General features: G+C 70.2%; 11 protein-coding genes and 1 riboswitch. Of the genes, 6 read left to right on the forward strand and 5 right to left on the reverse strand.

Annotated elements, in window-relative coordinates:
- Positions 1–64: 64 nt before the first annotated feature.
- The 5 genes from ACN6LM_RS27430 to ACN6LM_RS27450 all read right to left on the reverse strand — a co-directional run bounded on the left by ACN6LM_RS27430 (position 65) and on the right by ACN6LM_RS27450 (position 5,680).
- A complete protein-coding gene (locus ACN6LM_RS27430; RefSeq protein WP_445068058.1) occupies positions 65–1,831 on the reverse strand; it encodes an ABC transporter substrate-binding protein in 1,767 nt (588 codons plus the stop codon).
- Positions 1,832–1,875: 44 nt separating this feature from the next.
- Positions 1,876–2,868: an ABC transporter permease gene (locus tag ACN6LM_RS27435; protein ID WP_445068059.1), complete on the reverse strand. Its 993-nt coding sequence runs from the start codon at positions 2,866–2,868 to the stop codon at positions 1,876–1,878.
- A gap of 350 nt (positions 2,869–3,218) precedes the next feature.
- Positions 3,219–3,986: an enhanced serine sensitivity protein SseB C-terminal domain-containing protein gene (locus ACN6LM_RS27440; protein ID WP_425808560.1), complete on the reverse strand. Its 768-nt coding sequence runs from the start codon at positions 3,984–3,986 to the stop codon at positions 3,219–3,221.
- A 115-nt stretch (positions 3,987–4,101) separates the two neighbouring features.
- Positions 4,102–4,872 (reverse strand): enhanced serine sensitivity protein SseB, encoded by a 771-nt coding sequence (locus ACN6LM_RS27445; protein WP_445068060.1) that lies wholly within the window; start codon positions 4,870–4,872, stop codon positions 4,102–4,104.
- A 124-nt stretch (positions 4,873–4,996) separates the two neighbouring features.
- Positions 4,997–5,680 (reverse strand): AAA family ATPase, encoded by a 684-nt coding sequence (locus ACN6LM_RS27450; protein ID WP_445068061.1) that lies wholly within the window; start codon positions 5,678–5,680, stop codon positions 4,997–4,999.
- Positions 5,681–5,864: 184 nt separating this feature from the next.
- Positions 5,865–5,958, forward strand: a riboswitch (glycine riboswitch).
- Between the two features lie 142 nt (positions 5,959–6,100).
- Here ACN6LM_RS27450 and gcvT point away from each other — a divergent pair.
- The 6 genes from gcvT (at position 6,101) to metG (ending at position 12,811) form a co-directional block, all read left to right on the forward strand.
- The gene (gcvT, locus tag ACN6LM_RS27455; RefSeq protein ID WP_445068062.1) at positions 6,101–7,216 is read left to right on the forward strand and encodes a glycine cleavage system aminomethyltransferase GcvT; all 1,116 of its coding nucleotides are present in this window, start codon (positions 6,101–6,103) and stop codon (positions 7,214–7,216) included.
- 101 nt (positions 7,217–7,317) lie between these two features.
- Entirely contained in the window at positions 7,318–7,695 is a 378-nt protein-coding gene (gene gcvH, locus ACN6LM_RS27460) for a glycine cleavage system protein GcvH (RefSeq protein WP_445068063.1), read from the forward strand.
- 20 nt (positions 7,696–7,715) lie between these two features.
- Entirely contained in the window at positions 7,716–8,975 is a 1,260-nt protein-coding gene (gene glyA, locus ACN6LM_RS27465) for a serine hydroxymethyltransferase (protein ID WP_445068064.1), read from the forward strand.
- A gap of 169 nt (positions 8,976–9,144) precedes the next feature.
- Entirely contained in the window at positions 9,145–10,527 is a 1,383-nt protein-coding gene (locus tag ACN6LM_RS27470) for an L-serine ammonia-lyase (protein ID WP_445068065.1), read from the forward strand.
- A 328-nt stretch (positions 10,528–10,855) separates the two neighbouring features.
- Positions 10,856–11,008, forward strand: coding sequence for a hypothetical protein (locus ACN6LM_RS27475; RefSeq protein WP_445068066.1), 153 nt, complete (start codon positions 10,856–10,858; stop codon positions 11,006–11,008).
- A 96-nt stretch (positions 11,009–11,104) separates the two neighbouring features.
- A complete protein-coding gene (gene metG / locus ACN6LM_RS27480; RefSeq protein WP_445068067.1) occupies positions 11,105–12,811 on the forward strand; it encodes a methionine--tRNA ligase in 1,707 nt (568 codons plus the stop codon).
- The last annotated feature ends 51 nt before the right edge of the window (positions 12,812–12,862 follow it).

Genomic DNA, 12,862 nt, shown 5'->3' on the forward strand with positions numbered 1-12,862 from the left:
GCGGGAAACCCCGCCGCCCGGCGCCTTCACCTGCCTTTCAGGGGATGCTTTTGATGAACAGGCGCTACTTGGTGGACGTCATGAGCACGTAGTCGTACATGCCGAGGTACGCGTCGGTGACGGTGACGTTCGCCGCGGAGTCCGGGCGGTAGAGCAGGTTCTTGCGGTAGAAGAGGGGAACGACCGAGGCGTTCTCCATGACCTTCTGGTCGACCTCGCCCCACGTGGCGTTGCGCTGCGCGGTGTCGACGGTGCCGATGCCCTTGACGAGGAGTTCGTTGATCCCCTTGTCGTTCAGCTCCATCAGGTTGGTGCCGCCGGAGGGCTTGATGGCCGAACCGTTGACGATCTGGTCGAGGAAGCCGAAGCCGGTCGGCCAGTCGGCACCCCAGGCCATCATCATCATGCCCGCGTTGTTCTTGTGGACCCAGGCCGGGACGCCCGCGAAGTCGGTGAAGTACTTGTCCGCCGGGAACTGCTTGATCTCGGCGGTGACGCCGATGGCCTTCAGGCTGTTCTGCAGCTGCGTGGCGGCGGTGACCTCGTCAGGACGGTCGGAGCGCGCCGTCAGCGTGGTCTTGAAGCCGTCCGGGTGACCGCACTTGGCCAGGTGCTCCTTGGCCTTGGCCGCGTCGCCCTTGCTGCCCTCGGTCGGGTACAGGTCGAACTTCTTGTAGCCCGCGACGGTCGGGGGGATGACCGTGCTCGCCGGGTCGCCCTTGACCGGGCCGCCGATCGAGTCGACCATGCTCTTCTTGTCGACGGCGTACTGGACGGCCTTGCGGCACTCGACGTTGTCGAACGGCTTCACGTTGACGTTCAGCGCGAGGTACTGCAGGGCGCCGGCGTACGGGTTGTCCGTCTTCGCCTTCTCCGCCGCCTTGACCAGGACCTTGGGCTGGGTCTTGGACTGCAGACCCGTGCCCGCGATGTCCGCGGTGGTCTCGTCGTTGAGCAGGTGCTCGTCGACCGTGGTGGGGTTGACGTTGAACTTGAGCTGGATCTTCTCCGGCAGCGCCTTGCGGATCGGGTCCGTCTTCGGGTCCCACTCCGGGTTGCGGACCAGGGTCGCGCCCTTGCTCTCGTCGTACGCCGAGAACTTGTACGGACCCGAGGAGACCATCTTCTGGACGTAGCTGGCGCCCGTGTCGGCCTTCTGCTGGATCGGCGCGGTCTGCGAGAACGCGGCCAGGTAGTCCATGTCCGCGAACGGCTTGCTCAGGTGGAAGACGATCGTGTACTTGTCCGGGGTCTCGATGGACTTCAGACCCTCGGCGGACTTGTCCTTGTACGGACCCTTGTACTTGTCGCCGCCTTCGAGGTACGCCTTGAAGTACGTCGGGCCGTTGGACAGGGCCTCCGGCGCGAAGTTGGAGCGCTCGACGGCGTACTTGACGTCCTGCGAGGTGATCTCGGAGCCGTCCTCGAACTTCACGCCCTTGCGGAGCGTGTACGTCCAGGTCTTCGCGTCCGCGCTCGCCTTGCCGAGACCGGTGGCGAGGTCGGGGACGACCTGGAGGCTGTCCTTGCCGGCGGCCGGCTTGAACGTCACCAGCGAACGGGCGTACAGGCGGGAGAAGTTCTGCACCCAGCCGTAGTACGTGTTGCCGGGGTCGAGGGAGTCCGGGCCACTGGAGTGCTCGTAGGTGACCGTTCCGCCCTTCTTGGTGCTCGGGTTGACGATGCTCGTCAGACCGGCGTCGGCCTTGGCGTTGCCGCCGCCACCGCCGCCCTTGCCGCTGCCGCCGTCCGAGTCCTTGCTGCACGCCGTGGCGGCGAGCGACACCGCGATCGCGACGGCAACGAGCGCCGCTGTCTTTCTGTTCTGCATGCTGAGGAAAGCCCCCTCGCTAGTCCTGTGCGGCACTGCCGCGTTTACTTGCCACGAGGGTCGAGTGCGTCACGCAGCCCGTCCCCCAGCAGGTTGAAGGCCAGCACGGTGATGAAGATCGCCATGCCGGGGATGACCATGAACATCGGGTCCACCTCGTAGAGGTCGACCGCCTGCGTGAGCATGCCGCCCCAGGACGCCTGCGGCGGTGCGATACCCACGCCCAGGAAGGACAGGGCCGCCTCGAAGAGGATGTTCGTGGGGATCAGCAGCGTCGCGTACACGAGGATCGGCGCGACCAGGTTGGGCAGCAGTTCGCGGAAGAGGATGAACGGCCCCCGGGCGCCCAGCGACCTGGCGGCTTCCACGAACTCGCGCTCGCGGAGGGACAGCGTCTGCGCGCGCACGATGCGGCCGATGTACGGCCAGCTGAAGAAGCCGATCACGAAGATCAGGACCGCGATCCGCAGCGTGAGCCCTTCCATCCCGAAGGCGTTGCCCTGGAGGGAGGCGGAGATGGAGATCGCGAAGAGCAGCAGCGGGAAGGCCAGGAAGGTGTCCATCAGCCGGCTGATCAGGCTGTCCACCCAGCCGCCGTAGAACCCGGCCACGACACCCATGACGACGCCGATGACGACGGAGAGCAGCGTGGAGCCGACGGCGACCACGAGCGAGACCCAGGAGCCTTCGAGGATGCGCGCGAAGATGTCGCGGCCGGTCTGCGGTTCGACGCCGAACGGGTGGTCCCAGCTGATCCCGCCGAAGTCGCCCTTGGGCGCCAGCATCACGGGGTCGACCAGGCTCTGGTTGAACGCGTCGGGGTCGAGCCCCAGGAGCGACTGGAGCGGCTTGGACAACACCGCGGTGAGGATCAGCAGGACGACAACGATGCCACCGGCCATCGCCGCCTTGTCCCGCTTGAAGCGGGTCCAGGCGATGCGGCCGAGCGAGCGGCCCTCGATCTCCTTGCGGCCCGCGCCTTCCAGCACCGCTTCGGGCCGGGTATCCGCCCTGGTGGTCTCGATAGGTGCCGTCATTGCGCTGGAGACCCCTCTCGGCCGGCGGTGGCCGGCCCGTGACCGCCGCGGTAGCGGCTCCTACATAGCCCGATTCGAGTGACGGCGTCCGTCGGACCCTGACCTGAAAGGGGGGCGACTACGGACACAGAGCACCTGTTGCGTGGGAGTCTTCAGCCACTGCGCGCACACCCGCCAGACCTGACGGGGAATGTTTGCTCAAACGTGATGACGTCAGAATGCAACCGATATCCGAACAGCCGGCCTCGGCAAGCGGGCTTCCCGGTCACAAAACAGCGAAAAGGAACACTTCGCACGGGAACGCCGAAGTGCCCGCAATGCCCCCGATTCGCCGAGGGTCTGACGCGGGCTCAGTACGCGGGTGCCTGCGGATACCCGTAACCGGGCGCGGCGTGCGCCTCGCGGTCGTAGAAGGGGCGGGAGTTGACGCGCAGCCACATCGCGACCGGGTCGTACTCGTCGGACATCGCGACCGTGGAGACCGGCAGGCCCTCCGGGACGGCGCCGATCGACTGGCGCATCATCCCGCGCACCGCGTCCACGGACGGCCTGCTCGTGTCGTACAGGTCGAGGCCGACGGCGAGGTACGGGGCGCCGAGCGCGGGCTGCACCCAGGCGCGGCGCAGCGAGCGGATCGCGGGGGTGTGGTGGGCGTTCTGCGTGAGCTGGGCGTAGAACTGCGGGATCTCGATGGCCGGTTCGCTGATCCTGAGCGGCCCGGCGGGCATCCGGTCGAGGCCGGTCGCGATGCGGCGCAGATCCAGCCAGGGGATGCCGACGCCGCCGCCCGGGGCGTGCGGATTGAGCCAGACGCCCCAGCGGTCGGGGTAGAGGGCGCGGGCGATGTCCAGTCCGGCGACCACCTCGTGGTCCCGGCTCCAGCCGCTGGCGGTGAGCTCCTGGGGGGAGGTGACGCACGGGGCGTAGCCGAGTCCTTCGACCTCCATGTTCCCGTACTGGGCGTCGGGGGCGCCGGGGCGGCCGTGCCAGAGGAGCATCCAGACCCGGCCTGCCGACAGGGCCTGGAGGAGCGCCTCGTACGCGTCGTAGCGCCCGGGCGCGACCTGTCGCAGCATGTGCTCGACCTGACCGGCCGCCGCGGTGCCTGACGCACTCACCCTGGGTCCCGCCCCTCGTAGATCCTCTGCTTCGGCCACCGGGCATCGGCCTTCGGCCATCAAACCAGCTTATGCCGCCGCGCCGTCACCGGCTTGACGCCGGCCGCCGCCTCCGTCACTCCGGGACGCGCGTGTAGAAGGGGCGCACCCGATCGCGCATCCAGTCGGCGACCGGGTCCTGCGCCACGTCGAGGAGGACGAGGTTGACCGGCCACGGCACCGCGACGCGGCCCAGCGCCCGGCCCAGGGCGTCCATCGGGGCGCTCTGTCCGGCGCCGTCCCAGGTGGAGAACTCGACGCCGACGAAGAGCACGGGGTCGTCGCCCTCGATGCTGGCCAGGACCCGGCGGGCGGTGCGGACGACGCCGCTCTCCTGGAACTCGCCGGCCGCGGCGGCCAGGAAGTCGACGGGCTCCTCCTTCCAGTCCGGCTCGTACAGCCGGACCCGGCCCCCGGTGGCCGGGCCGTCGAGCGGGGTGCGCCCGGCCCGGCACAGCTCGGCGACGGCGGGCGGCGGCAGCGGCAGGCCGACGGCGCCGCCCGGGTTCACCGCGATGCCGAGCCGCGGGGGCAGTCCGCGGGCGAACTCCACGGCGGGGGCGACGGTGAAGGACATCCGGTCGCCGACGCAGGTGAGGAACTGGTGCTCGGAGCTGTAGACGGGGACGTACGCGGTGCCGTCGATCTCCATCGCGGGCAGATCGAGTTCCCGGGCGTCGGGTCCGCCGCCGTTGGGCAACGGCACCCAGACGTGGCTGCGGCCGAGCACCTCCAGCAGGCGGCCGCCCGCCTCCGGGGTGCCGAGCGAGGCGCCCAGCACCTCTTCGAGTTCGTTGGCCGGCCAGCCGCCCTGCGGCAGGCTCCCGGCCTGTGCCGGAATGTCCACTGCTTCCCTCTCGCCCCGTTGCCGTGCAGCAAGAGGGTACGGCCTCCCCCGGCCTCCGTCGGCCCTGGGGCCTGTCCGGAAACCGCCCTGCCCGGCTACTGTCCGGCTGTTGGACGGTCCGTTTTCAGCCGTCGGTCTGTGCGTCTGCGAACGTGATGCGCGTGAGCGTCCCGGCCGCCTCGCGGTCGAGCAGCACCGCCGAGGCGCAGCCGCGCGGCAGCAGTCCCGCCTCGGTGTCCCGCAGCAGCCGCCCCACGGCTCTGCGGTGCCGGGCGAAGGCGTACGCGGAGACGCCCCGGCCGCGCTCGCGCTGGCCCTCGCGCGCGGTCCGGGCGGAGACGTCGAGCAGGACCAGGTGCAGACCGGTGCCCCGGCGCCGGGCATGGCGGGCGAGCAGGGCGCGGACCCAGCTCTGCGTACCGCAGTCGTGGACGACGACGGAGGCGCCGGAGCGCAGCACCCGCCGCAGGCCCCGGTAGTGGGCGAGGCGCACGAGCGGGCGGTAGAGGACGTACGGGAGTAAGCGGGGCAGCCGGCGGGCCCAGCGGTCCCGGGTGTCCTGGGAGTCGACCGCGTGCGCCGGGGCGGTGCGGGAGAGCAGGGTCGACTTGCCGCTGCCGGGGAGTCCGGAGACCACCACGACGTCCCCGGCGGCGAAGCGCAGGGCGCGCGGGCCGCGCCCGGCCCGGCCGCGCAGGTCCCGGACGACGGGCGGATGCGTGCCCACCGCCTGCCGGGGCGGTGAGCCGGACTGCGCGGGCAGTGCGGTGCTCGTCGTTCCCGCGGTCGTCGCGTAGCGCAACGTCATCGCCTCCCCCTGGCCGTACGGCCGACGCGTGCAGGACCGGTACCTACCCCAGAAGTGTAAAGAAAAGGTAATGCGGCACAACCGTCCGACCCGCCGGAAGACCGTGACGAGCGGCACCGCTCCCGGCGCGCCGCTCCCCCGGAATGCGTGCGATGATGACCCCGCCAACTGCATACAGGCCGCTTGAATCCGCGCGGGAGAGTCCCGGTCACCGTGCCGGGCGCCGAAGGAGCAAGATCCTCCCTTGAATCTCTCAGGCCCCGTACCGCGTGGATGAGGCAGATCTGAAAAGCGAGCCGCCCGGCGGCTCCACCCAAGGTGCAAGCCGACCCCCGCGGGGCCTCTCGGCGAACCTCTCAGGTTCCGATGACAGATGGGGAGGGATCGTCCTCGCCGTCGTCATGCCCTGGGAGCCCTTTCATGAGCAGCACCCCCCGTCTCACCGCCCTCGATGCCCTGCATCGTTCGCTGGGCGCCACCATGACCGACTTCGCGGGCTGGGACATGCCGCTGCGGTACGCGAGCGAGCGCGACGAGCACAACGCCGTCCGCACGAAGGCCGGCCTCTTCGACCTGTCCCACATGGGCGAGATCACCGTCACCGGCCCGCAGGCGGTGGACCTGCTGAACTACGCGCTGGTCGGCAACATCGGCACGGTCTCGACCGGCCGGGCCCGCTACACGATGATCTGCGCCGAGGACGGCGGCATCCTGGACGACCTGATCGTCTACCGCCTCCAGGACACGGAGTACATGGTCGTCGCCAACGCCGGCAACGCCCAGCTCGTCCTGGACACGCTCACCGCGCGCGCCGCCGGCTTCGACGCCGAGGTCCGCGACGACCGCGACGCGTACGCGCTGCTCGCCGTCCAGGGCCCCGAGTCCCCGGCGATTCTCGCGGCCGTGACCGACGCCGACCTGGACGGTCTGAAGTACTACGCCGGACTGCCCGGCACGGTCGCCGGGGTGCCCGCGCTGATCGCCCGTACCGGCTACACCGGCGAGGACGGCTTCGAGCTGTTCGTCGCACCCGGTCACGCGGAGCAGCTGTGGCAGGCGCTCACCGAGGCGGGCGCCGCGCACGGCCTGATCCCGTGCGGCCTCTCCTGCCGTGACACGCTCCGCCTGGAGGCGGGCATGCCGCTGTACGGGCACGAGCTGACGACCTCGCTGACCCCGTTCGACGCCGGGCTCGGCCGGGTCGTGAAGTTCGAGAAGGACGGCGACTTCGTCGGCCGCAAGGCGCTGGAGGCCGCCGCCGAGCGCGCCGAGACCGCCCCGCCCCGCAAGCTCGTCGGCCTGGTCGCCGAGGGCCGCCGGGTGCCGCGCGCCGGGTTCCCGGTCGTCGCCGGCGGTCAGGTCATCGGCGAGGTCACCTCGGGCGCCCCCTCCCCCACCCTGGGCAAGCCGATCGCCATGGCGTACGTCGACGCGGCGCACGCCGAGCCGGGCACCGCAGGAGTCGCGGTGGAGATCCGAGGCAGCCACGAGCCGTACGAGGTCGTGGCGCTCCCCTTCTACAAGCGCAAGAAGTAGAACCGTAGGACCCGGCCGGTGTCGCGTACGTGACACGGTCCCGTCTCACACCGTAAGACCACCGTTCATCCGCACTCCCCGCGTACAGGAGAATTCAGACCATGAGCAACCCCCAGCAGCTGCGGTACAGCAAGGAGCACGAGTGGCTGTCGCCCGCCGAGGACGGTGTGGCCACCGTCGGCATCACCGAGCACGCGGCCAACGCGCTCGGTGACGTCGTCTTCGCCCAGCTCCCCGAGGTCGGTGACACGGTGACCGCGGGCGCGACCTGCGGCGAGCTGGAGTCGACCAAGTCGGTCAGCGATCTGTACTCGCCGGTGACCGGTGAGATCACGGAGTCCAACCAGGCCGTCGTGGACGATCCGTCGCTGGTGAACTCCGCTCCGTTCGAAGGCGGCTGGCTGTTCAAGGTGCGCGTCGCGGAGGAGCCGAAGGACCTGCTCTCCGCCGACGAGTACACCGAGTTCTCCGGCAACTAAAGACCCCAAGGGACCACCTGATGTCGCTTCTCAACTCCTCACTCCACGAGCTGGACCCGGACGTCGCCGCCGCCGTCGACGCCGAGCTCCTGCGCCAGCAGTCCACGCTCGAAATGATCGCTTCGGAGAACTTCGCTCCGGTCGCGGTCATGGAGGCGCAGGGCTCCGTCCTGACCAACAAGTACGCCGAGGGCTACCCCGGCCGCCGCTACTACGGCGGCTGTGAGCACGTCGACGTGGTCGAGCAGATCGCGATCGACCGGATCAAGGCGCTCTTTGGCGCCGAGGCCGCGAACGTCCAGCCGCACTCCGGTGCGCAGGCGAACGCCGCCGCGATGTTCGCGCTGCTGAAGCCGGGCGACACGATCATGGGCCTGAACCTGGCGCACGGCGGTCACCTGACCCACGGCATGAAGATCAACTTCTCCGGCAAGCTCTACAACGTGGTCCCGTACCACGTGGACGACACCGGTGTCGTGGACATGGCCGAGGTCGAGCGCCTGGCCAAGGAGTCCAAGCCGCAGCTGATCGTCGCCGGCTGGTCCGCGTACCCGCGTCAGCTGGACTTCGCCGCCTTCCGCCGCATCGCGGACGAGGTCGGCGCGTACCTGATGGTCGACATGGCGCACTTCGCCGGTCTGGTCGCCGCGGGCCTGCACCCCAACCCGGTGCCGCACGCCCACGTCGTCACCACCACCACGCACAAGACCCTCGGCGGTCCGCGCGGCGGTGTGATCCTCTCCACCCAGGAGCTCGCCAAGAAGATCAACTCGGCGGTCTTCCCGGGTCAGCAGGGCGGCCCGCTGGAGCACGTGATCGCGGCCAAGGCGGTCTCCTTCAAGGTCGCGGCGGGCGAGGAGTTCAAGGAGCGCCAGCAGCGCACCCTGGAGGGCGCCCGCATCCTGGCCGAGCGCCTGGTCCAGCCCGACGTCACCGAGGTGGGCGTCTCCGTCCTGTCCGGCGGCACCGACGTGCACCTGGTCCTGGTGGACCTGCGCAACTCCGAGCTGGACGGGCAGCAGGCCGAGGACCGGCTCCACGAGATCGGCATCACGGTCAACCGGAACGCGATCCCCAACGACCCGCGCCCGCCGATGGTCACCTCCGGCCTCCGGATCGGCACCCCGGCCCTGGCCACCCGCGGCTTCGGCGCCGAGGACTTCACCGAGGTCGCCGAGATCATCGCCTCGGCCCTCAAGCCGTCCTACGACGCGGACGGCCTGAAGGCCCGGGTCGCGAAGCTGGCCGAGAAGTTCCCGCTGTACCCCGGCCTGAAGTAGCCGACCCGGCGCATTCGCGCCTACGGGAGGGGCACCCGCACACTGAACAGTGGGCGGGTGCCCCGTCCCTTGTCCCCTCCGCTTTGTCTCTTGCACTCCGGGCCGCCCGCGCGCCCGTACCGCACCACCCGGCAGACAACGGCGTCTACCAACTTTGAGGAGTTCCCCCGTGGCCATCTCGGTCTTCGACCTGTTCTCGATCGGCATCGGCCCGTCCAGCTCCCATACGGTCGGCCCCATGCGCGCGGCCCGTATGTTCGCGCGCCGTCTGAAGAACGAGGGCCTGCTCGCCCACACCGCCTCGATCCGGGCCGAGCTGTACGGCTCCCTCGGCGCCACCGGCCACGGCCACGGCACCCCCAAGGCGGTCCTGCTCGGCCTGGAGGGCGAGTCCCCGCGCACCGTCGACGTCGAGACGGCCGACGAACGGGTCGAGGCGATCCGCACCGGCGGCCGGATCAACCTGCTCGGGATGCACGAGATCCCCTTCGACGCGGACGAGCAGCTGGTCCTGCACCGCCGCAAGGCGCTGCCGTACCACGCCAACGGCATGACCGTCTTCGCGTACGACGCCGACGGCGCCCCACTCCTGGAGAAGACGTACTACTCGGTCGGCGGCGGCTTCGTCGTGGACGAGGACGCCGTGGGCGAGGACCGGATCGTGCTCGACGACACGGTCCTGAAGCACCCCTTCCGCACCGGCGACGAGCTGCTGCGGCTGGCCCGCGAGACCGGTCTCTCGATCTCCTCGCTGATGCTGGAGAACGAGCGCGCCTGGCGCACCGAGGAGGAGATCCGCTCCGGGCTCCTCGGCATCTGGCGGGCCATGCAGGCGTGCGTGACGCGCGGCATGTCCCGCGAGGGCGTCCTGCCCGGCGGCCTCAGGGTGCACCGCCGCGCCGCGAAGACCGCCCGCCAGCTGCGCGCGGAGGGCGACCCCCAGACGCACGCCATGGAGTGGATCACCCTCTACGCGATGGCGGTCAACGAGGAGAACGCGGCGGGCGGCCGCGTGGTCACCGCCCCGACGAACGGCGCGGCCGGCATCATCCCGGCCGTCCTGCACTACTACATGAACTTCGCGGCGGGCGGCGCGACGGAGGCCGAGAAGGACGACAGCATCGTCCGCTTCCTGCTGGCGGCCGGTGCGATCGGCATGCTGTTCAAGGAGAACGCCTCCATCTCCGGCGCCGAGGTCGGCTGCCAGGGCGAGGTCGGCTCCGCCTGCTCCATGGCCGCCGGCGCCCTCGCCGAGGTCCTGGGCGGCACCCCCGAGCAGGTGGAGAACGCCGCCGAGATCGGCATGGAACACAACCTGGGCCTCACCTGCGACCCGGTCGGCGGACTCGTCCAGATCCCGTGCATCGAGCGCAACGGCATGGCCGCGGTGAAGGCGGTCACGGCGGCGAAGATGGCCCTGCGCGGCGACGGCAGCCACAAGGTCTCCCTGGACAAGGTCATCAAGACGATGAAGGAGACCGGCGCGGACATGTCCGTCAAGTACAAGGAGACGGCGCGGGGCGGGCTCGCGGTGAACATCATCGAGTGCTGAGGCCCCGGGCCCCGGACAGCACGTTCGTCCCTTCCGGCGCTGCTCGGGGCCTGTCCGTCACGGCCGGCCGGGTCATCGGCCGCCGAAGCCGGCCCCGGCCCGCCGACCGGGCGGCGGTCGGCGCCCGAGCGGGCGGTTCTCCGCGGCGGCGCAGCGGACCCGACGGACCCCGGGTGAGCCGCACGCCCCCGTCACCGTCCTGACATCGGACCCGAGGACCTCCTGCTGCTCCGCGGCGCCGGGGTCCGCGTCACGGAAGCCGGCGCCGGGACGAAGTCCGTCCTGCTGGGCTTCCTCCTCACCGGTTACCTCGCCATGCCCCGGGTTCATGATCATCGGCCTCGTCGCGAGCGGCCCGCCTCCCGGGCCGCCGCTCATCCAGTTCCTGGCCATGATCGGCGGTCCCGCGTCCGTATCGGCCCTGGCCTGGTGGGAGATCCGCCGTCTGCGCACTCGCCACGGCGTCGCACTGCGCGCGTAGGAGGAAATCCGGTAAAGGGGGCTGTCCCCCATTCGATAGGATGCGAACGGCCTGCGACAGAGGCATCCGCACCGTAGAAATTGGGAGCATCCGACGATGACTCGACACCTGATCACCAGCGCGCTTCCCTATATCAACGGGATCAAGCACCTGGGGAACCTGGTCGGGTCGATGCTCCCGGCGGACGTCTACACGCGGTATCTGCGCCAGCGGGGCGAGGAGGCGCTGTACATCTGCGCCACCGACGAGCACGGCACCCCGGCGGAGCTGGCCGCGAAGGCGGCCGGGCTGCCGGTGGCCGAGTTCTGCGCACAGCAGCACGACGCGCAGAAGGCGGTCTACGACGGGTTCGGGCTCGCCTTCGACTACTTCGGGCGCAGCTCCTCCGCCGAGAACCGCGAGATCACCCAGCACTTCGCCCGCAAGCTGCACGAGAACGGCTTCATCGAGGAGCGGGCGATCCGCCAGGTCTTCTCGATCGCCGACGACCGCTTCCTGCCGGACCGCTACATCGTCGGTACGTGCCCGCACTGCGGGTACGACAAGGCGCGCGGCGACCAGTGCGAGAACTGCACCCGTGTCCTGGACCCGACGGACCTGATCGAGCCGCGCTCCGCGATCAGCGGCAGCAGCGAGCTGGAGGTCCGGGAGACCAAGCACCTCTTCCTCCTCCAGTCGAAGCTGTCCGGCGAGGTCGAGGCGTGGATCGACGGGACCAGCGACGAGTGGCCGCACCTGGCGTCCTCGATCGCCCGCAAGTGGCTCACCGAGGGCCTGCACGACCGGTCGATCACCCGTGACCTGGAGTGGGGCGTGCCCGTCCCGGCCGACACCTGGCCGGAGCTGGCGGCCGAGGGCAAGGTCTTCTACGTCTGGTTCGACGCCCCCATCGAGTACCTCGGGGCGACGAAGGAGTGGGCGGACCTGGAGCCGGAGAGCCGGGACTGGAAGTCCTGGTGGTACGAGGCGTCCGACGTCCGGTACACGCAGTTCATGGCCAAGGACAACGTCCCGTTCCACACGGTGATGTTCCCCGCCATGCAGATCGGCACCCGTGAGCCGGTCAAGCGGGTCGACCACGTCAAGGCGTTCAACTGGCTGAACTACTACGGCGGCAAGTTCTCGACGTCGCAGCAGCGCGGCATCTTCTCGGACACCGCCCTCGAACTGCTGCCCGCCGACTACTGGCGCTACTTCCTGATGGCGCAGGCCCCGGAGTCGGACGACACCTCCTTCACCTGGGAGCTGTTCGCCACCTCGGTGAACAAGGACCTGGCCGACACCCTCGGCAACTTCGTGAACCGGGTGCTGTCCTTCTCCCGCAAGCGGTTCGGCGACGACGTCCCGGCGGGCAAGGAGGCCGGGGACGCCGAGCGGAAGCTGGGCGAGGAGATCGCGCGGCTGCTCGCGGAGTACGAGGGCCACATGGAGGCGCTCCAGTTCCGCAAGGCCGCCCAGGCTCTGCGGGCGCTGTGGAGCGCGGGCAACTCCTACCTGGAGGAGAAGGCCCCCTGGCTGGAGATCAAGACCGACCAGGAGGGCGCCGCGCTCACCCTGCGCACCGCGATGAACCTGATCCACCTGTACGCGGTCGTCTCGGAGCCGTTCATCCCCTCGTCCGCGCGGGCGATGCGCGAGGCGTTCGCCCTGGCGGACGACACGGCGACGTGGGTGAGCGCCGACGAGGCCCGCGCCCTGGCGTCCGTGCCGGCCGGGACCGCCTTCACGGTGCCGCCGGTGCTCTTCGCCAAGATCACCGACGAGGACCTGGAGGCGTGGCGCTCGCGCTTCGGCGCCCAGTAGTCCCGCACAGTCGTACGTCGTCGCCCGGCCGGGTCCTTCCGGCCGGGCGAC

It is taken from the genome of Streptomyces sp. SAS_281 (genome assembly GCF_052542855.1).